Annotated in this window: 19 protein-coding genes, 1 pseudogene and 1 other annotated feature; of the genes and pseudogenes, 12 read left to right on the forward strand and 8 right to left on the reverse strand. The window is 51.3% G+C overall.

Features of this window, described 5'->3' with window-relative positions:
* Positions 1–32: 32 nt before the first annotated feature.
* Positions 33–1,580: an L-glutamate gamma-semialdehyde dehydrogenase gene (gene pruA, locus PGL01S_RS14830; RefSeq protein WP_127495391.1), complete on the reverse strand. Its 1,548-nt coding sequence runs from the start codon at positions 1,578–1,580 to the stop codon at positions 33–35.
* Between the two features lie 92 nt (positions 1,581–1,672).
* Here pruA and PGL01S_RS14835 point away from each other — a divergent pair, with 92 nt between their 5' ends.
* Positions 1,673–2,590: a proline dehydrogenase family protein gene (locus PGL01S_RS14835; RefSeq protein WP_127495392.1), complete on the forward strand. Its 918-nt coding sequence runs from the start codon at positions 1,673–1,675 to the stop codon at positions 2,588–2,590.
* Between the two features lie 722 nt (positions 2,591–3,312).
* Here PGL01S_RS14835 and PGL01S_RS14840 read toward each other — a convergent pair.
* On the reverse strand, positions 3,313–4,422 hold the full coding sequence (locus PGL01S_RS14840) for a M24 family metallopeptidase (protein WP_127495393.1): 1,110 nt from the start codon (positions 4,420–4,422) through the stop codon (positions 3,313–3,315).
* A gap of 181 nt (positions 4,423–4,603) precedes the next feature.
* On the opposite strand from PGL01S_RS14840, the gene PGL01S_RS14845 reads away from it, so the two are divergent.
* From PGL01S_RS14845 to PGL01S_RS30845, 3 genes are all read left to right on the forward strand, one after another.
* Positions 4,604–5,836: an aminopeptidase gene (locus tag PGL01S_RS14845; RefSeq protein WP_127495394.1), complete on the forward strand. Its 1,233-nt coding sequence runs from the start codon at positions 4,604–4,606 to the stop codon at positions 5,834–5,836.
* Positions 5,837–6,334: 498 nt separating this feature from the next.
* Complete coding sequence (locus PGL01S_RS30840; RefSeq protein ID WP_164775479.1) at positions 6,335–6,511, forward strand: hypothetical protein; 177 nt, start codon at positions 6,335–6,337, stop codon at positions 6,509–6,511.
* A gap of 44 nt (positions 6,512–6,555) precedes the next feature.
* Positions 6,556–6,732 (forward strand): hypothetical protein, encoded by a 177-nt coding sequence (locus PGL01S_RS30845; RefSeq protein WP_164775472.1) that lies wholly within the window; start codon positions 6,556–6,558, stop codon positions 6,730–6,732.
* Positions 6,733–6,770: 38 nt separating this feature from the next.
* Here PGL01S_RS30845 and wsfD read toward each other — a convergent pair whose 3' ends face one another.
* Positions 6,771–8,195 (reverse strand): glycan biosynthesis hexose transferase WsfD, encoded by a 1,425-nt coding sequence (wsfD, locus tag PGL01S_RS14850; protein ID WP_127495395.1) that lies wholly within the window; start codon positions 8,193–8,195, stop codon positions 6,771–6,773.
* Positions 8,196–8,322: 127 nt separating this feature from the next.
* Positions 8,323–8,487, reverse strand: a pseudogene (locus tag PGL01S_RS31450) (DinB family protein); the annotation flags it as partial.
* A gap of 151 nt (positions 8,488–8,638) precedes the next feature.
* Between PGL01S_RS31450 and PGL01S_RS14860 the strand changes: the two are divergent.
* The 4 genes from PGL01S_RS14860 (at position 8,639) to PGL01S_RS14875 (ending at position 11,216) form a co-directional block, all read left to right on the forward strand.
* Positions 8,639–9,313, forward strand: coding sequence for a PspA/IM30 family protein (locus tag PGL01S_RS14860; RefSeq protein WP_127495396.1), 675 nt, complete (start codon positions 8,639–8,641; stop codon positions 9,311–9,313).
* Positions 9,314–9,428: 115 nt separating this feature from the next.
* Positions 9,429–9,830, forward strand: coding sequence for a DUF350 domain-containing protein (locus PGL01S_RS14865; protein ID WP_127495397.1), 402 nt, complete (start codon positions 9,429–9,431; stop codon positions 9,828–9,830).
* Positions 9,831–9,860: 30 nt separating this feature from the next.
* Entirely contained in the window at positions 9,861–10,367 is a 507-nt protein-coding gene (locus PGL01S_RS14870) for a DUF4178 domain-containing protein (RefSeq protein WP_127495398.1), read from the forward strand.
* Between the two features lie 111 nt (positions 10,368–10,478).
* Complete coding sequence (locus PGL01S_RS14875; protein ID WP_127495399.1) at positions 10,479–11,216, forward strand: DUF4247 domain-containing protein; 738 nt, start codon at positions 10,479–10,481, stop codon at positions 11,214–11,216.
* 90 nt (positions 11,217–11,306) lie between these two features.
* Here PGL01S_RS14875 and PGL01S_RS14880 read toward each other — a convergent pair whose 3' ends face one another.
* The 3 genes from PGL01S_RS14880 to PGL01S_RS14890 form a co-directional block, all read right to left on the reverse strand.
* The gene (locus tag PGL01S_RS14880) at positions 11,307–13,013 is read right to left on the reverse strand and encodes an extracellular solute-binding protein (protein WP_127495400.1); all 1,707 of its coding nucleotides are present in this window, start codon (positions 13,011–13,013) and stop codon (positions 11,307–11,309) included.
* Positions 13,014–13,077: 64 nt separating this feature from the next.
* Positions 13,078–13,992, reverse strand: coding sequence for a carbohydrate ABC transporter permease (locus PGL01S_RS14885; RefSeq protein WP_127495401.1), 915 nt, complete (start codon positions 13,990–13,992; stop codon positions 13,078–13,080).
* Positions 13,993–14,019: 27 nt separating this feature from the next.
* Positions 14,020–14,973, reverse strand: coding sequence for an ABC transporter permease (locus PGL01S_RS14890; RefSeq protein WP_127495402.1), 954 nt, complete (start codon positions 14,971–14,973; stop codon positions 14,020–14,022).
* A gap of 478 nt (positions 14,974–15,451) precedes the next feature.
* Between PGL01S_RS14890 and PGL01S_RS14895 the strand changes: the two genes are divergently transcribed.
* From PGL01S_RS14895 to argS, 3 genes are all read left to right on the forward strand, one after another.
* Positions 15,452–16,405 carry an L-lactate dehydrogenase gene (locus tag PGL01S_RS14895; protein ID WP_127495403.1) on the forward strand — a complete coding sequence of 318 codons (954 nt, stop codon included), beginning with the start codon at positions 15,452–15,454 and terminating at the stop codon, positions 16,403–16,405.
* A 49-nt stretch (positions 16,406–16,454) separates the two neighbouring features.
* Entirely contained in the window at positions 16,455–16,778 is a 324-nt protein-coding gene (locus tag PGL01S_RS14900; RefSeq protein WP_127495404.1) for a thioredoxin family protein, read from the forward strand.
* 39 nt (positions 16,779–16,817) lie between these two features.
* Positions 16,818–17,065, forward strand: a binding site (T-box leader).
* Between the two features lie 54 nt (positions 17,066–17,119).
* The gene (argS, locus tag PGL01S_RS14905; protein WP_127495405.1) at positions 17,120–18,814 is read left to right on the forward strand and encodes an arginine--tRNA ligase; all 1,695 of its coding nucleotides are present in this window, start codon (positions 17,120–17,122) and stop codon (positions 18,812–18,814) included.
* Between the two features lie 51 nt (positions 18,815–18,865).
* On the opposite strand, the gene PGL01S_RS14910 is transcribed toward argS, so the two are convergent.
* Positions 18,866–19,354: an NUDIX domain-containing protein gene (locus PGL01S_RS14910; RefSeq protein WP_127495406.1), complete on the reverse strand. Its 489-nt coding sequence runs from the start codon at positions 19,352–19,354 to the stop codon at positions 18,866–18,868.
* Between the two features lie 615 nt (positions 19,355–19,969).
* Here PGL01S_RS14910 and PGL01S_RS14915 point away from each other — a divergent pair.
* Positions 19,970–20,200, forward strand: a complete 231-nt coding sequence (locus PGL01S_RS14915) for a hypothetical protein (RefSeq protein WP_127495407.1) — start codon at positions 19,970–19,972, stop codon at positions 20,198–20,200.
* Positions 20,201–20,208: the final 8 nt, after the last annotated feature.

Below are 20,208 nucleotides of genomic sequence, written 5' to 3' on the forward strand. Positions count from 1 at the left end.
GCCAAACTCCCTTTGCCGGGCGCTTACATTCCTTAATATCTCTCCGATACGATCTTTGCCTGCGTGAACAGCAGCAGGTAATCGCGGCCGCCCGCCTTCGAATCCGTACCCGACATATTGAACCCGCCAAACGGATGCGCGCCCACAAGCGCCCCCGTGCATTTGCGGTTTAAATACAAATTGCCTGCCATAAACTCGCGCCGAGCCTGCTCCAGATGCGCCCGGTTTCTCGAAATAACGGCTCCCGTCAAGCCGAACACCGTATTGTTCGCGATCTCAAGAGCATTCTCGAACGATTTGGCTCTCGTAAAAGCAAGCACCGGACCAAAAATCTCCTCCTGCGAGATTCGGGCGTTCGCGTCTACATCGGCAAAGATCGTAGGCTCGATAAAATAACCGACCGAATCATCGGATGTTCCCCCGGCGACCAATCGGCCTTCTCCCTTGCCAATCTCGATATACTCCTGGATTTTGCGGAAGGCCTTGTCATCGATAACGGCTCCTACATTCGTGGTAGCATCCGCAGGATCGCCTACCGTAAGCCGGTTGGTTCGGTCCAGAACCTTCGCCAGCACCTCGTCGTACACGGCTTCGTGGACGATCGCTCTGGAGCAGGCGGAGCATTTTTGCCCGGAAAAGCCAAAGGCAGCAGCTACAATCGAATCCGCGGCAAGCTCCAGATCCGCCTCCGCATCCACGATGATGGCGTCTTTTCCGCCCATTTCGGCAATGACGCGCTTGATCCATTTTTGCCCCGGCTGCGTCTTTGCCGCCCGTTCGTTGATCCTTAGTCCAACCTCGCGGGAACCGGTAAAGCTGACGAACCGCGTCAGCGGATGATCAACCAGATAATCGCCAACCTCGCTGCCCGGCCCCGGCAAATAATTGACGACGCCCGCAGGGACGCCGGCTTCTTCAAGCAGCTCGAAAAACTGCGCCGCAATAACCGACGTTGGGCTTGCCGGCTTCAGGACAACCGTGTTGCCGCATACGAGAGCGGCCGTGGTCATGCCCGCCATAATAGCGAGAGGGAAATTCCAGGGCGGAATGACAATACCGACGCCAAGCGGAATATAATAAAGTTGATTCTCCTCATCGTCAAGAGGAGTCAGAGGCTGCGGCTTGCTTATGCGCTGCAGCTCGCGCGCGTAAAATTCCATAAAGTCTATCGCTTCCGCCGTATCCGCATCGGCCTCGGCTCGCGTTTTGCCCGCTTCAACCGTCATCCATGCGGAAAACTCATGCTTGCGCCGCCGCAGCAGTGCCGCTGCTTTATATAAATACCTGGCCCGTTCGTTTGGCTCGGTAAACTTCCAGCTGTCGAAGGTGCGAGCCGCTGTCTGAATGGCCTCTTCCGCAAGACTGGCATCCGCTTGGGAAACTACGCCGATCACCTGATTTTTGGAGGCCGGATTCGTGGACGGCAAGGTCCGCGTCGTCGTAATCCGGCGGCCACCGATCACCAGCGGATATTCCCTGCCCAGCTTGGAACCCACCAATTCAAGCGCCGCATCGTACGCCTTGTTATTTGCTTCCGACTGAAAGTTCGTGAAAGGTTCATTCTTAAATGTTGCCCTCATACCCGCATCCCCCTTCGATACATGCTCACTATTCCATTTATAGTTCATCCGGCAGGACGTTATGTTTTTTACTTAGAAAGGAGCGATAGACAATGGGTGCAGGCCTTTACCGCCGAACACTGCTAGGCATCACCGGCAACAAGCTTGTGGAGCATCTGTCCATCCGCTACGGCCGCAAGCTCGCTTCCAAATTCATCGCCGGCGACAATCTGGAAGAAGCGATGGATCGAACGGAGGAGCTCAACAGTCAGGGCATTATGGTGACGCTGGACCATCTTGGAGAAGGGATCAAGGACTTGAAGGAAGCCGAGGGCTACAGGGATGAGTACTTAAAGATTGTCCGCGAGATCGCAAGACGCAAAGTGAATGCCAACGTCTCGCTCAAGCCGACCCAATTCGGTCTTGCGCTGGATAAGGAGCAATGCCACTCCAATATCCGGGCGGTTGTGTCGGAGGCGAAGTACAGCCGGATTTTTGTCCGGCTCGATATGGAGGATACGCCGTATACGCAGGCGACCATCGATCTGGTGCGGAGGCTTCATGCCGGCTGGATGACCAATGTGGGCACCGTCATTCAAGCGTATTTGCACCGGTCCGAAGAGGATGTAAAGGCGCTGAGCAAGGAAAAGGTTAATCTGCGGCTGGTGAAAGGGGCTTACAAAGAGCCCCCGGAGGTGGCGTACCAGAATGCGGGGCAAGTGCTCGGCAACTTCAAAAAGCTCATCGAGCATCGCCTGAAGAACGGAGTATATACGGCCGTTGCCTCGCATGACGATAAGGTCATCAACTTCACCAAGGCTTTCGCCGAGGCAAACAATATCTCGAAGGATGCCTTCGAGTTCCAGATGCTCTACGGCCTTCGCATGGGCAAGCAAGCCGAGCTAGCCCAAGAAGGCTACCGCGTCCGCTGCTACGTGCCGTACGGCACGATGTGGTACCCGTACTACACCCGCCGTTTGGCCGAGAAGCCGGCGAACCTGGTGTTGGTTTTGAGGAATATGTTTAAGTAACTTGCCTCCCGCACCCGCCACGCCTTGCAAATTCGCACAAAAAGAAATCCCTGCGGGTACGCAGGGATTTCTTTTTTCCGGCTACATGGGCCGGGGTCGTAAGGACGCAAGTGGACTGCAGGTGGACTCAAAGCCAACGCCCCCCATCCCGGCTAACGAAACGTAGTATCGTTATTTCCGACAAAACAGCCGTTTTCAGATTCTAACGAAACTTGGTATCGCTATTAGGTCGTTTTCAAGCCAAATGTAGCTCGTTCGCCCCAAATAACGTTACTGAGTTTCGTTAGAAATCACAGCGGCCCAAAAACCGCCAAATAAGGTGCTGTAGTTTCGTTAGCGCCAAGCGAGGGCCCATCCAACGTTGTGCTCAGTAAAATATCACAAAAAGAAATCCCTGCGGGTACGCAGGGATTTCTTTTTGCCGGCTACATGGGCCGAGGATGCAAAGACGCAAGCGGGCTGCAGGCGGGCTCAAAGCCAACGCCCCCATCCCGGCTAACGAAACGTAGTATCGTTATTTCCGGAAAAACAGCCGTTTTCAGATTCTAACGAAACCTGGTATCGCTATTAGGTCGTTTTTTAAGCCCAATGTAGCTCATTCGCCCCAATTAACGTTACTGAGTTTCGTTAGAAATCACAGCGGCCCAATAACCACCAAATAAGGTGTTGTAGTTTCGTTAACGCCAACGCGAAGGCTATCCCACTACCGCCACATCGCTCTACTAGTTGCCCAGCAAAATCAGCTCTTTCGGATAGCTGGTCAGCACGCTGACGGAACCGTCCGCTTGAATGTACACGTCGTCCTCAATCCGGACGCCTCCGATCACCGGATCATAGATGCCCGGTTCAATCGTAAACAACAGGCCCGGCTCGATAACCGATTGATTTTGCCCCGAAACGGAAGGCTGCTCATGCACATCCATGCCAAAGCCATGGCCGAGACGATGCGTGAACAGCGGCCCAAAGCCCTTCTGCTCAATGACGTCGCGGGCCGCTTTATCCACGGAAGCCAGCGTTACGCCGGCTTTGGCCGCCGCGATCCCCGCCATGTTGGCGGCAAGCACCGTATCGTAGATGGCGCGCTGCTCTTTGGAAGCCTCCCCCATCACAAACGTTCTCGTAATGTCGGAGCAATAGCCGCCGGCCTGAACGCCGATATCGATCAACACAAAGTCGCCATGCTTGATCGTGTCGTAGCCCGGCGTGCCATGCGGCAGCGCGGAACGGGCGCCGGTCAGCACGATGGATTCAAACGCCGGACGGTCCGCGCCAAGCTTGCGCATCTGATACTCGATCTCTGCCGTCAGCTCAAGCTCCGTCATGCCGATTTTGGCATGGGAAGCGGCGTGTGCCACAACCTTTTCCACCATTAGAACGGCATTCTGCACCTTGCTGATTTCTTCCTCGCTTTTTTTCGTGCGCAGGGACAGAATAAAGCCTTCGAGATCAACAAAACGCGCGCCGCCTAAAGCATCCTGAATCCGCTCAGCCTTGGCGATCGAGACCGCTTCCTTCTCAATGCCCGCTGCCGCAACACCCGACGCCGTATGCTGCTTCAGCACCTCGTAGGCATTCTGCGTATCCGAGATTGGCACAAGCTTGCCGTTCCCGCCAAACGGCTCCGCCGCCGACAGGTCGAGAAGCGGCATGTACAGCGTCTCCTCCCCCGTCCGCGCATCCAGCGCCAACGCCAGGAACCGCTCATGCGGATTGCAGGAAAAGCCCGTAAAATAATATACATTCGTCGGAGACGTAATAAAGGCGATATCGATGCCGTTCTCTTTCAAATAAGCAGCCAGCTGCCCTTTTCTCTGTTGCCAAATGGATTCCATGCATATTCACTCCGTTTCTCAGTAAAAGCTTTCCCTGCTATTATAACGCCGTCTCGCGCGGTAACCAAACCATTCTGCCTCTCCTCTACCATTTTGAAATTCCTCGAAAATAAGTTCATACTATAGCTATAGGGTCCACAGGAAACTATACATAACGTTAACGAGAGAGGAATGAAGCCCCGTGCTGACTTTTGAGCAAAAATTAAACAACTATGCGGACATCATTGTAAAAATCGGAGCGAACATACAACAAGGGCAAACGGTTATGGTTAATGCGACAATTGACGCGCCAGAGCTCGTTCGACTCGTCGTGAAAAAAGCGTATGAAGCCGGTGCCTACCAAGTGAAGGTATTCTGGCATGACGACGCCGTATCCCGCATTCATTATGATCTTGCTTCGCTTGAATCGTTCCTGGAGGAGCCAAAATGGTCCGCCGGCGAAAAGCTCGAGATGGCGGAAAAAGGCGCTGCCTCCATTACGATCGGATCCGCCGATCCCGATCTGCTCCGCGGCGTATCGCAGGAAAAAATCCGCAACGCGGACCGTACGGCGCGTAAAGCTAACGAGAAATACCGTCAAATGTCCCAGGCTTTCAAATTTACCTGGTCGCTGGCAACAGCCCCTTCCGCCGCATGGGCAGCCAAGGTCTTCCCGGATCTTCCGCAGGAAGAGCAAGTCGCAAAGCTGTGGGATACGATCTTCCAAATGGTGCGTGCCGACCAGCCGGATCCAATCGCCGCTTGGGAAGCGCATATTAAGCAGCTGAAATCCAAGGCGCAATATTTGAACGATAAAGCCTATAAATATTTGCATTACGTTGCCCCTGGCACCGACCTGACGCTAGAAATGCCCAAAGATCAAATCTGGCTTGGCGGCAGCAAGCAAAATGAACAAGGCACCTGGTTCGTTCCGAACCTGCCAACCGAAGAAGTCTACTCGGCACCGCTTCGTACCGGCGTAAACGGAACCATCTCCAGCACGAAGCCGCTCAGCTATAACGGCAATATCGTTGACAACTTCTCGTTTACCTTCGAGAACGGCCGCGTGGTCGATTTCAAGGCGGAGCAAGGCGAAGAAGCCATTAAAGGCCTGCTCGATACCGACGACGCAGCGAAGTTCCTCGGCGAAGTTGCCCTAGTGCCGCATACCTCGCCCATTTCGGATTCGAACATTTTGTTCTATAAAACGATCTTCGACGAAAATGCTTCCTGCCACTTGGCTCTGGGCAGCGCCTACGCGTCCTGCATCAAGGGCGGCGCCGGCCTATCGCGCGAGGAGCTGCTCGAAAGAGGGCTGAACCAAAGCATGGCGCATACCGACTTCATGGTAGGCTCCGCCGAGCTCAACCTCTACGGCATCACCGAAGACGGCACCCGCGAGCCTATCTTGGTTAACGGCAACTGGGCGTTTTAATCGATAATGATCCTGCCGAGAAAACATCTCCTTCTAGTTGCTGTTGAAATCGTGATATTGGAATAAATAGTTTATGGGTTTTATCACGATTTCAAAGGCAAGCGTTACACTCTTTCAGGAGATGTTTTCTCTTCGGATCCTATCGATTATTTTTTGAGACAAAAGGAGTGGAACTAGGCTTTAAGCCGGTTCCACTCTTTTTTGTTTTCTCCCCACACCGATTGATAGGTGGAGAAGGAATAGTATCTCATGGAGGAGCGTTAGCGCTTGCCTTTGTTACTCTTGATATTACCGCCGCTGAAAATTCGATCCGAATATCAAGAGAACAACAGCAACCGGAAGGAGATACTTTCCTGCGTAACCAGATCAATCCCCCATCCCGATACTTTCCTGCGCAACCTCATCAACTCAACAATCCCTTCATCTCTAGCATACGCCGCGACCGAATCTACCTATCAATCATAGACTATACCAGTCTATCAGGAGGAGGCTCCCCCCTTGATTCATCAAAACGTGAAGTCCTACCGCTACCGCGTCGGCCGCAACAACTACATCGTTATTAATATTTATCAGACGGCCAAGGCATCGGCCGAAGCCGGCAACGTGCTCGCGAGCAACGCCGTTAACGTGCAAATTATGAAGCAGCTGGCGAAGCAAAAGAAACGCAAACGTTAATCCGCCTCTACAGTCGTCCAAGCAATGGCGAGGAGGTGATTCGAATGGGTCGTAAAAGAACGAAATCCGCTGACAAGAACATTGTCAAATGGAGCAAAGGCACAACCAACGTCCGCGTCGGCCAATCGGCGAACGCAACGATTAACCAAGGCGGCAACGCGTTTGCCATTAACGCTTCCGAGATTGGCGTCGTCCGCATCCGTCCTGGCGCGCAGGGCTAAGCAGATCCAAAAGAAAGCAGGGCTGTTTCGCGTGGAGGTCAAGCTCCGCGCGGCAGCCCTGCTTTTTTCACGATGATCCGCACGACATACAGCACGCTAACGACCATCATCATATCGAAGCAGACGTTAAACAGGAACAAATGCTTGCCGAGATCCGCCTCCCCGTCGCCAACAAGGGGGACGGTAAAGCCACACATCCCGACAAGCGCAAGAACAAACAAAGCCTCCAGATACAGCCGCTGCTGCACCGATCTCCAACGCCTTATATACTCGACGGCAAGCACGGCCAGATAAGCCGCGGCAAACGCCGCAATAAACCAAAGTTTGTTCGGCATAACCTTCAGCTTAAACGTACTCCAGGTGCTATAAGCGTAGCTGACCGCCCCGTAAGGCTTGCCCGCCTCCTTCTCGTAGCTTCCCAGATAAAAAGGCCGGATACTCATTCCGTTCTTCGCAGCTCGCTTCAGCTTCTGCAGGAATCTGTCCGGATGTTTTGCGTAATACAGCAGCACATCTTTATGGCTGATCCCCTCAAGCGCCGCAACAATGCGGGGGTCGTTCTGCTTGATTACCGTATCCTTCTGAAAAAAATTCGTTCCGGCATTCACCTTGAATGCCTCCGGCAATCCCAGCTCCCTAAGATCCGACGCCGGGTCCGGCGAGTCCTTGAGTACACCAAAGAACACCGTTTGATACAGGTTAATATGCTTCAGTCCGCTTGGAGCAGCGGCATACATTGTAACGGTAGCAAGCAGCAGCACGGCCGACCAGATTCCGACCGTCCATCGCCATGCCCGGTCAGCACGCAGCTTCCAGTAACGCAAGCCCAGCAGCAGAAACAGGAGCCCAATTGGGGCGTTTTGCAGCTTCGTGCCGACAAGACAAACCGCCGACAAATAAAAGGCCGTCAGAAGCCAGACCGAAGGCTTGTCCGAATGCGGCAAAGCAAGCGCCAATCCGAACGTAAGCAGCATAAAGATGACGGTGACCGCTTCGCCGAAAAACGAGTTGAAATAAGCGACGTATCCAATATCCAGAAATACAAGCGCCAAGCTTGCGATAAGCACGGTATTAAAGACGATCGAACGCTGCTTATTGAATTTAACGATGACATACAAGGCCGCGACATACAGCACCGAATACAGCAACGATAGGATCCGGATGTCAAACGTCTGCGAGTTGACCGCTCTGCCGATTATTCCCGCAATAAAAACGGGGATGATCTGGGAGGAAATATATCTATCCGCCGAGAACGGCCCGTAATGATACAACCTATGAAAATATCCGAAATACTTGTCCCGGTAAGATTCGCCGGGATCGGCGAAGTCGATACCGCCTGCCAGCATCATGCGGTAAAAGTCGCCATTATTCGCAACCCCGACGGGGCTGAAAAATAACAGCGGCAACAAGACAGCGGCTGCAACGATAACGGCCAGCCACTCCAAACGAATCCTTATTTTCAAATAGTACCTCCGACAAATCTCAACATTTTTGCATGTATGACCTGACTTCCGGACTAGGACTTTATGTGGACATCCTCTGTTGTGGATATGTTATTAACTTTATGTAAAGTCCCACTATAATTGGGGATTATACATGTTGATAATGTGGATAAGCCTGTGGATTAATTAAATTGCCGTACAGGAAAAAGATATAATCCGTTGCAATGCCCGGATGCCCCTGTTGTCTTAGTATTGCCGTCACTTTCCCCCGGTGATACGTACCATGGTTAACAACATGCTGAATAATACCCGATACGCTGCCTCAAATGCTCGAACAGCCGCTTGTGAAACCGGGGCCCACTTTTTCCCGAACTATCGAAATGAAACCTAATCGAGCGTATAATCGTATGTAGGTGATATAAGCTCCAATATTGAAAATCGAAAATTCCGGGAGGATGTTTAAAATGTCTATTTTCAAACGACTTCGTGACCTTACTTTATCGAATGTGTACGCTCTGATTGAGAAAGCGGAAGATCCGATCAAGCTGACTGACCAATATATCCGTGACATGCAAGAAGATCTTGAGGATGCCGAAAAAGCCGTAGCGGCCCAAATCGCTCTCGAGAAAAAATTCAAGCAGCTGTACGAAGAGCAAGCTCAGCTCGTGGAAAAACGCGGCGAGCAAGCACATATCGCGGCTCAAGCTCAGAACATCGACCTTGCCCGCCGTGCGCTGGAAGAAAAAAAATCGGCTGAAGCGAAAGCCGCCGAATACAAAACAAGCTTTGACAACAACAAAGCGATGGCGGATAACCTCCGCGCGAAGCTCGACGAAATGCGCAAACAGCTGACCGAGATGAAAAACAAACGCGAGACGCTTGTTGCCCGCTACCAAGCGGCCAAAGCGCAAGAGCATATCAACAAATCGCTTGCGGGCTTCAGCTCCGATTCCGCTTCCGCAGGCCTGAAGCGCATGGAAGAAAAAATGCTTCAAGCCGAAGCACGCGCCGAAGCATCGAACGAACTTGCCCAGTCCAAAGGCAAATCGCTTGACGACGAGTTCGCGGCTCTTGGCAAGGACAAAGCGGTTGAAGACGAACTGGCCGCGCTGATGAGACAGTACGAAAAGAAGGAATAGCTCCTGCTCGCATGGAATAAAATGGACTGACGCAAACATGTCCGCCGGCGCCATAGCTTAACGGCAGCGCCGGCGGATTTTGCGGTTCTATTACTTTATTGGGGGAAAGATGGTCATGACTTGGACGGATTTGCTTCAAATTCCGGTGTGGACAGGCGCTGGGGCGCTGCTGCTTTTTATCCTCATGTATTTAGACTCATTGTCCACGAAATACCATGATTTTAAGGAAATGAAAGATGGTAATATGGCTGTAGCGGTCCGTTTCGTCATGAAGCTGGGCGCACAGGCCTACATCCTTGCATCGTCGATCGGACAGGCAACTTACATGTGGGAAGCTCTTGTGATCTCGCTTGTATCGTTTATCACCCTGCTGATTGTCGAAGCGATTTTCCGGATTATATTTGGTGCCATTGCCGGCATTCAGCTGGACAAAGGCATTCACGAGGGCAAGGTCGGCTACGCGTTAATCGCCGGGTCCCTTCACATTGCGGGTGCGCTGATTATTGCTTCGGTCTAACAGAACGATCGTACGAAGGAGTAAACCTAGATGAGCATTTTTAAACGGATTAAAAATATTATGGCAAAGCCTGAGCCGGTGAAAGCGGAGAAAAGCATCCTGTCTCTAGCTCCCGGCGATGTATGTGAAGTTTCCCTGGTCACGTACCAAGTAACCGGCAGCAGCCGGAACCGCAGCCGCAACGCGGTTGTGCTGACGCTGCAGGACGGCAGCGACATCCGCTATCTCTCGATTGAGGAACGCGAAAGAACGGTTTTCGCGCTGTACGAGCAAATCGACGGAAGACTGGATACGTTTGACGAAGTACCAACTACCCTTGAGCTGGATGACCGGGCTTATCACATGGAAGAGAACTTCTCGGGTATGATCTCGGCCAACGGCAAAACGCCGTTTATGCAAGGCGGCGAGCAATACGTATGGCAGTATCAGTCCGACGATATGAAGCTGCTCCGCGTGGAATGGCTGGACGGACGCTTCATGCTGTATGTCGGCGAATCCGTGCTGCCCGCGGATGTCCGCGTGATTCGGGGCGCATAGGGTGAAGCAATTCTTAAGTGAATGCTTTCGAAGTAAGAATTGCTTCGCAATTCTTTAAGTTTATGCTTTCGAAGTAAGAATTGCTTCGCAATTCTTTTTAGGAGGAGCAAGATGAAGAAGTGGTGGCTTCATAGCATCAAAATTATTCTATTACTCAGCCTCGTCATTCCCATGCTTGCGGCCTGCGCCATCTCCGACACCGTAAAGGAGAAGTACCCGCTTGAATCGGTGAACGGTTCGGGCAGCCAGACGTCTTACGTCTACCGGGCTGCGGACCAGACCGTTCCGGAGGTCGCCAAGCAGCTTGTCGATAAGAAGAAGCCGGAGCAGCAGTCTGCGGAAAGTACCGAGAGGATGTTCCTCGTCTACAGCGATGAGGTCATCCAGATCCAGCAGGCTCCCGATGATCCGTCGGACTCCCTGATCGAGATCGACTCCAAGGAATACGTACGCAACAACTACAGCAGCAGCTTCCTGGAGGGCTACCTGCTCGCCAGCGTGCTGAGCGATCTGTTCGATAACGGCAGGTACGGTCATGGCAATTACCGCGGTTACTCCCAGAAGGATGTCTACAAACCGAAGACCACTTACCATACGCCAACCGATCAGGATCTGAAAAAAGCACCGCCAATGACGGTGAACCGTACCGGATCCATCTTAAAACGTTCGAAGAACGCCGACTCCACTGCGGTCGGATCAGGCAGCAGCAGCTCCACCGGCAAGACCGGCAAGGTCATTACCGGCGGCTCGTCATCAAGCTCATCGAAGAAGAGCTCGGTCTTCACCAAGCCGAAAAAATCGGCGCCGAAGATCCGGATGGGCTCCGGCCGAGTTTCGCGGCGACGGTGACGATGCGCATGCTTACTGTGAATGGAGCAATAAACACAAATAAACCGCCCGGGCGACCGGGCGGTTTATTTGTGTTAGTCCTATTTTATCTTAGAAGCCAATGTCATTCCGTTCCGCGGCTTTTTGAGCGACAAACTCGGTCATTTCCTCGACACCGGCATCCTTGAATTTATCTTGGGCTTTGTGAAGGATTTTCAAAGCTTCATCATCCGATTTCGCGAAGTAGGCTTTCTGCAATTCCGCGTTAAAATCAAAGCTGCCTACCTTGTCGCGATATTGCTGATATTTCGGCCATTCTCTTTCAAGATAAGAGGCGCTTACTTTATCAATGATTTTAATCGGCATTTTCGCTGAGAAGCTTTCCTCCAGCTTATCCCATTGCGTTTTTTGATCATCTGTTTTCGGCCATGTCACCGTATCGGAGAATGCGCCAGTGAATCTGCCCGGCAGGAAGCTAAGTCCTTCGTCGCGCTTCAGGTCCGGATTGTCGTCAAATTGCTTCTTCACGTCCGGAATCCATTGCGGTCTTCCGTCCACCATCGTGTAATCCTTGCCTTCAATACCCCAGTACGCGAGCAGACGGCCTTCGTCGCTGTTTACGAAATCAATATAACGCAGTGCCGCATCCGGGTCTTTGATCTTCGCGCTCAAGAAGATCGCAGGGAATCCGGAACGTCCTGGCTTCTCAACCTGCGTAGCGATTTCGCCATTTTTATTCTTCATTGGACCAAGCAGCTCGTATTGCATTTCCGGATTCGTCTTATACAGCGTTTTGGACAGATCGCCAAGCATAGGCTGAGCTCCGAATACGGCAAGCTTGCCGGTGGTCAGCTTCTCCATCGCTGTCGTGTCGGTGTTGCTGAATGCTTCGGGATCGAACAGTCCGCCCTGGATCAACTTGCGCAAATACATCATTTTGTCTTCTTCGTCTTTGGACAAAGCCCAGAAGGTCAGCTTGCCGTTTTCCTCGCGGAAGTCCGAAATATTGTAACCCGTCCAGCCCTTCGTGAATTGGCTGGAATCCCAACCGTTGTGCAGCGTTCCGGAAGGGATAACCGGCTTGCCGCTAATATCTTTGAAATTGCCGTTTTTGATCTTCTCCAGCAAATCGTACAGCTTATCCTGCGTATCGATATCCGCCGCATTTACATTCAGCGCCTTCAAAATATCGCCGCGGGCATAAAGGCCATAATTCCAGTTATGAATGCTTTCGATCGAACCGTCCGGCGTCTCCGTCGGAATAATATATTGCTTGCCCTTCAGATCAGGGCTATTCATGTCAAACTCGGCAAAGTCCTTCGCTATGCCAGTCGTGACCAGTCTCTTAATATTCGGATATTTATCGAGATAAGGCGTTAAGTCAAGAAGCTGACCTTCCAGAGCGGCTTTTTTGATAACTTGACCTTCACCGCCGGTTGTCGACCAGTACGGAGCGTTTACGATATCCGGAACCGTGCCGGAAGCGAACATGGTATTCAGCTTCTCGACTTCACTTGTCGTGATGGATTCCATCTTGAGCGTGACGCCAGTCTTGTCTCTAATCGCTTTTGCTACCGGATTGTTCTCTTGATCTTGCGGGAAACCCGCTCCGCCGCCATTCCAGGCGCTCAGGAACGTTAACGTGACCTGCTTGGGTGCATCCGCTTCTTTTTGCCCCGTATTCGTTGCATTGCCTGCAGACGCAGACGCATCTGGTGCGTTGTTCCCCCCGTTATCGCTGCACGCCGTCATCGACAATGCAAGCAGCGGGATCGCGGCAGCCAGGCCAAGAGAACCTTTTAATCTGGTTTTACGCATTTGACAAGCCCCTCTCATTTTTAATTGTATATATAAAAGGCAATGCCTCTTATACCCCTCGCGACTACTCTTTGAGCGAACCTACCAGCACACCCTTTACGAAGAACCGTTGAAGGAACGGATACACGCAAAGGATCGGAGTGGTAATGATGATAACGAATGTCATTCGGAGCGCTTCCGGCGTTACGCCCCGCAGTTCCATTTGGGATTGGCTCATGTTTTGGATGGACGATCCGCCGCTTGAACCCGTCATGGTCTGGAAGGACGCTTCGCTTATCATTTTGTTCAGGAACGTCGCCGCAGGCTGAAGGTTTTCTTTCGAGATGAAGAACTGCCCGGTAAACCAGTCGTTCCACACGCCAACCCCTACAAACAAAGCTATGGTAGCCAATACCGGCATGGAAAGCGGGAGAATGATGCGGGCAAACACCTGCAGTTCGCTTGCCCCGTCGATTCGGGCCGACTCCGACAAGCTGGGAGGGATCCCGTCAAAAAACGTCTTCATGACAATCGCGTTAAAAAAGTCGTACAGCACGGGCAGCACCAGCACCCAATACGTATCGATAATATGAATTTGCCGGTACAAGATGAAGGTCGGAATCAATCCGCCGCTGAACAAGGTCGTAAAGAAGAAGAAAAAGACGATGTATTTCCTTCCCGGCAGACCTTTCCGCGAAAGGCCGTAAGCGAGCAAAGAAGTCAGCATGACGGAGCATAGGGTAACGATTACCGTCCTTGAAACGGAAATCCAAAAGGCATTCAAGACCTGCGGATTATTAAATGCCTTGGAGTAGTTCTCAAGCGTAAATACGCGAGGGTATAAGTAAATGCCGCCTTTCATCGCGTCATAGCCGTCATTAAACGAAAGCGCCAAAAAATAAATAAAGGGGTAGAGTGCCGTCAGGCAAAATAGGAGCAAAACGGTATAATTCAAGGTCGAATATATTTTATCGGCTGCCGACATTCTTCTCGTGCCCATTCCCGCACCTCCTCAAATGAATTATCATCACCATAAAGACACGTCGCTTACTTTCTTGGCTATCTTGTTGACCGTTATGATGAGGATGAGCGAGATGGCCGATTTGAATAAGCCGATCGCCGTGGAATAAGCGAATTGTCCTTGCTGGATACCCGTCTTAAGCACGTAGGTGTCCAATATCTCAGAGACGCTTAAGGTAGCTGGCGTCTGCATTAGCCATATTTGGTCAAACCCGGCATTCAGAATGCCGCTTAGGGAGAAAATCAGCAGAATGCCGATCGTAGGCACCAAGGTTGGCAGCGTGATTTTGAACAGCTTGCTCCAGCGGCCCGCCCCGTCTATTTCCGCGGCTTCATACAAGTGTGGATCAATGTTGGTTAACGCGGCCAAATAAATGATCGAGCCCCAGCCAATGCCCTTCCAGATGTCGGAGGAAATGACAAGCGGATAAAATAAGGACGGCATTCCCATAAAAAAGATCGAATCGAGCCCCATTTTTTCGCGAATGTCATTCACAAGACCAACGTTGGGAGAAAGAATTTTTTGCATCAGCGTTACGACTACGACCCAGGATACAAAGTGTGGCAGGTAAGAAATCGTTTGGAAGATGCGTTTGATTTTGCTGCGCATCACGGCGTTAAGCATTAAAGCAAGAACTAGCGGTGCCGGGAATCCGAACAGCAGCTTAAGACCGCTGATCGACAGCGTATTTTTGAGAACGGAATAAAAGTTGGAATCATTCAAGAACTGCTTGAAAAACCGCAGCCCTTCCCATGGACTTCCCATTATTCCGAGATTGTACTTAAAATCTTTAAATGCGATCAAAACGCCATACATCGGATAATAGCTGAACACCAAATACCAAATAACAGCTGGAAGCATAAACAAGTACGCATGCCTGAAATACCAAACTCTAGACCAAGTCTGGTTCTTTTTTTTGGGTATCGGCATAACTTCGGCTTTTGCCTCATTCACAATCATTGTCTCTTCCACCTCCTAAAATGGATAACACACAATCGCGGAATCGGATAACTCTCCCTCTTAAGGTGAAAGCGGTTTCATATATATTAATATAATATATTTAATATATACAATCAATACGACCAATGAACGAATTTAGGGGGAATTTGGGCAAAAAAGCTTATTTTTTAAACAAAATACAGGTATTTCTTCTTTTTTCTAGCCCACTCATTTCACATTAATCTATATAATATATTAAATATGTTTGTCGCATTATGTAGGATCATGGAGTTTTTAGTCGCATTATCGCTAATCCTCGCTTTCGCCGGCAAGACTTTAGACATAGCCTTACGGCGGAAGCGCCATTCTCACAACCTATGTTCGTCCGCTTATCCGAAGCGTAAGAAAGACAAACATGACCGTAACTTCGCCGTCACATCATTGGTATGCAAGCCCATATACTAGAAGTAACAACACTTGGGTAAGGGGCTGGATGGGCATGAGGAGCAAAGCGCGCAAGATAGCGATCGTCGGGGTTGGCAACGTGGGTTCAAGCTGCGCGTATTCCCTTATCAATCAGTCGATATGCGACGAGATCATGCTAATCGGACGAACTCCTGACAGAGCAGTGGCCCAAGCGCTCGATATGTCGCATGGCATGGAATTTATTCATTCCCGCACGAAGATTTATACCGGTACGTATGAGGATTGCTCGGATATGGACGTCGTTATTTTGTCCGCAGGCGGCTATCCGCCGAAAGGCCAGGACCGGATGGGCATGCTAAGCACGGTCGCAGATATCTATGGCGATATCATTCCGCGGATTATGGGCAGCGGGTTTAACGGTATTTTTCTGGCGGCGGCTAATCCGGTTGACGTGGTTACTTATATCGTATGGAAACTGTCAGGTCTACCCCGAAGCCAGGTTATAGGTTCCGGCACATCCATTGACTCCGCCCGGCTCAAAACGCTGCTCTGCGAGCATTTCTCCGTCGACCCGCGCAGCGTGCACGGCTACGTGCTGGGCGAACACGGGGAATCCCAATTCCCGGCGTGGTCGCATGTGACGATTGGCGGCAAGCCTATTCAAGATATTTTGAACCAGCATCCCGTCCGGTTCGGCCATCTCAAGCTGAATGAAATTGCCGAGCAGACCAAGAATGCAGGCTGGGAAATTTACACCCGCATGGGCTCCACCCATTACGGCATCGGCAATGCGCTTGCTTACATTACCCGCTCCGTTCTGTACGATGAACACCGTATCATCGCCGTCTCCTCTATCCTCGAGCAGGAATACAACCAGACGGGCGTTGCGGCAGGCGTTCCCGCCATCATTACCCGCAGCGGCGTCAAAGAAATTATTGAGCTTAATTTGACGCAGGAGGAGGATCGGCGGATGGATTTTTCATGCCGGATCATTCGCGGGGCAATTGAGCAGTTGAAGCTGGGATGATACAATGGAGGACATCATTCAATCTTAGTATCCGGGAGATAACCGTCCTATGTCTTTGAACCAGCTAACTGATCAACAGCTGCAGGAAGCAATCGCGAGCGGAGGCTCCGTGCTTGTTCTGTACCGCAGCACCTTCTGCACCCCCTGCCATACGATTGCCGGACAGCTCGAGGCCGCCATCCCTTCTCTTCGCGGCGAAATGACGGTTGCTTCGGTCAATATCGATCTGTTCCCGCAGACAGCCGCTCCGCTTGAGCTGCGCGCCGTTCCCGCCATGGCCTTGTATAAGGATGGGGAACCGATTACGGTGATGCGTACTTTCGTGGCTTGCCAGTCGTTTATTCAAATTCTTAACCATCGCATGAAACAATAGATTGATTATTCAGATAACATCAAGTATGATGGTCGTTATATAACATCGAGGAACGGGACAGTAGCAAGGGCGATGACCATGAGCAGCGAGCCGGGGTGGTGAAAGCCGGCGATGGCACCTTTTGCGAAGAGGACCCGGGAGATGGCTCGCCGAACCTTTATTCAGTAGGCCTGCCCGGTTCAGAACCGTTACAACGGCGAGATGCTTCCAGCAGCGCGATTATTTCACATTTCCGCCTGCCTGCAAGCAACAAGAGTGGCACCGCGGGATAAACCCCCGTCTCTTACGAGACGGGGGTTTTATGTTTTATTTTGACCACCATTTTTCGGGAGGCTTGCCTTATGTTAAAAGAAATGATTGCCGCCAGCCTGGCGGAACACTGCTCTTTATCGATCCAGCAAATTGCGGAGCTTCTGGAGTTTCCGCCTAACGAGCAGCTTGGCGACGTTGCTTTCCCCTGCTTTGCCTTATCGAAGCTGATGAAGCAAAGCCCGGCGCTAATCGCCGGACAACTGGCGGCTTCCCTGCCGGAGAGCAGCCGGTGGACGATATCCGCTGCCGGTCCCTACCTGAACTTCAAGTTCAACCGTGCCGCGGTAATCGAACAATTCGCACGGAATGGCGGAGCGCAAATACCGCAGATTGGCGGAGGCAAACGCGTTATTATCGACATGTCCTCCCCCAATATCGCCAAGCCGTTTGGCATCGGGCATCTGCGCTCGACGATGATTGGCAACGCCCTTTACAACTTGCTCCGCAAGGTGGGCTACGATACGGTTAACGTTAATCATCTTGGCGACTGGGGAACCCAATTCGGCAAAATGATTACGGCTTACCTGAAATGGGGAGACCCCGCCGACAAAGCTGGAGATCCCATTAAAGCCTACCTCGAGCTATATGTCCGTTTCCATGAGGAAGCTGAGCTCCAGCCGGAGCTGGAGTCGGAAGCACGGGAATGGTTCGTCAAGCTGGAGAGCGGCGACCCGGAAGCCAACCGCTTTTGGCGAATGTTTATCGAGGACAGTCTAGCCGCCTTCAACAAGCTGTACGACCGCCTCGGCGTAGCTTTCGACCATTACCTTGGCGAAAGCTTCTATAACGACAAGATGGATGCGGTAGTTGATCAACTGACCCGTCAAGGCTTGCTCCAGGAGAGCAATGGCGCGTTAGTTGTGCGGCTGGAGGAAGAAGGACTTCCGCCTTGCATCATCAAAAAATCCGACGGCTCCTCGATCTACGCCACGCGCGATCTAGCCACCGCGATCTACCGGCACGATCAGATGTTGGGCAATGAGCTGCTGTATGTGGTTGGCGCGGAGCAATCCTTGCATTTCCGCCAGTTATTCCTGGTGCTCGAGCGGATGGGCTTCGATTGGGCGAAAGATTGCAAGCATATCCCGTTTGGCCTGATGCTGATGGACGGGCAAAAAATGTCTACCCGCAGAGGAAAGGTCGTCTTCCTGGAGGATGTTCTGGATGAAGCGGCAGCTCATGCTCTTCGCATTATCGAGGACAAGAACCCTGCTCTCGCCGGTAAAGCCGAGGTTGCGGAAGCCGTTGGCGTTGGCGCCGTTATCTTTGGCGACTTGCTCCACTCGCGGCTCCATGAAGTAAACTTCTCGCTCGAGGACGTCGTTAACTTCGAAGGCGAGACGGGGCCTTACGTGCAATATACTTATGCAAGAACGCAAAGCTTGCTGCGCAAGGCGGGCAGCAGCGCTCCTGCAGAACCCGGTGGATATGCGGATGCTGCCGATTACCGCTATGCCGAAAGCGACCCATCCTGGCAGCTGGCGAAGGCCTTGATGCGCTATCCGGATGCGCTTGCGCAAGCCGCGCAGCGTTATGAGCCTTCCGTTGCCGCCCGTTATCTGATCGAGCTCGCCCAGACGTTTAACCGGTTCTATCACCACGAGAAGATCATTACCGGCAATCCGGCCGAACAAGCCGCGAAGCTGGCGCTTGTCCGCATGACGGCCGATACTCTCGAAGACGGATTAAAGCTGCTGGGAGTCAAAGCGCTGAAGGAAATGTGATGCGCAAAGGGGCAGCCGCTTATTGATTGCGGACTGCCCCTTCGCTTTTGATCATAGCTTGCTCTGCTTGCTTTGCTGGATATCGTATTCCTCTGCATAATTGCGGTACTCTGCACCACGGCAATAGTTGATGATATCCTCTTGAATCTCCGGATACAGCACAATGGCAGGCAGCTCCGAAATCGGGATCCATTTGACTCCAATCTGAGTGGAATCAGGAATATCAGGGAATTGGGGGGATGAACCTTTTTTCAGCTTGCATGCAAATGTAACCCCTACCGAATGCGTATCTCCGTAAATGTAATTATTTTTTACCGGCTGATATTCGTAAACAAACGCTACGGGACCAACTTCCACCTCAACGCAAGCCTCTTCCATAGCTTCCCGTTTCGCGGCTTCCACGAGCGTCTCCCCGGGTTCAACGCCGCCCGCCGGCAGATTATAATGCACGCCTTCGTCATTGTCGTTCTTGAACTCGATCAATAGAATCGCGTCGTTCTCCACAATTAATGCGCATGCCCGAAGACGAATTTTCTCCAAGGTATCCCCTGCCTTCGATTATTATTGTTCCACTTGTTTGACCGGGACTTTAATAGGTTCATCGAAGCTGGAAACGATATGTATGATGTTGAAGAGTAGAACGAGATGAATCAGCATCAACAGCTTAAATACGATGGGGTATTTTTTTTGTATAAATCGAATACATAAGCATACAGCCAATGCTATTACAGCTCCTACAATCATCATGACTTTAATAAAGGTAAAATTAATTTGAAATAAATAGGATATAAAGGTTGAAATCCAGGTATAGCTTTGCATCCAATAAATAAAGAACAGCAAGATGTAAAACAAAATATTAGTCAGTAATTTAATAACGCGCATCGCACCCTCAATACTAAAAGCTTCTAACAGCCGCAATTACCATTATAGCTGTTCCAGATCTTCCAGCGCTCCATATTCTTTTCCTCAACGCAACTTTCCTTGTTCCAATTCGTTGATTCTGTTGCAAATGGCCGCTATACCCACATAAGCGCTGTCTACCATGCTTCAGAACAATCCATTACGCTGAAGCGCAGCATATCGGATGGATGGCTGCAATTTCCACAAACCGTCCTGGCAGATAACTTCATCAATAGGGTTCAGGAGCTTGAATTGTTGAAACTGAAACCCGCAGGCGGCGATCACCGGTATGTAAAGCTTGAATTGGATCCGTTATTCGCGAGTTATGCGATGAAGAATGAGTCAAACTTTGGCGTTAATGAAAAAGGCGTCTACCCCATTGGAGATAATCAGCTCCCGGTGACGGCAACCCGCCTGATCGTATGTGCGCCGCAGTCTCTAGATAGAATGTCCGTGTGCGAGGATCAGATCAATTATTACTTTTAACATCGTGG

The sequence above is a fragment of the Paenibacillus glycanilyticus NBRC 16618 genome (genome assembly GCF_004000805.1).
GTDB classification, from domain to species: domain Bacteria; phylum Bacillota; class Bacilli; order Paenibacillales; family Paenibacillaceae; genus Pristimantibacillus; species Pristimantibacillus glycanilyticus.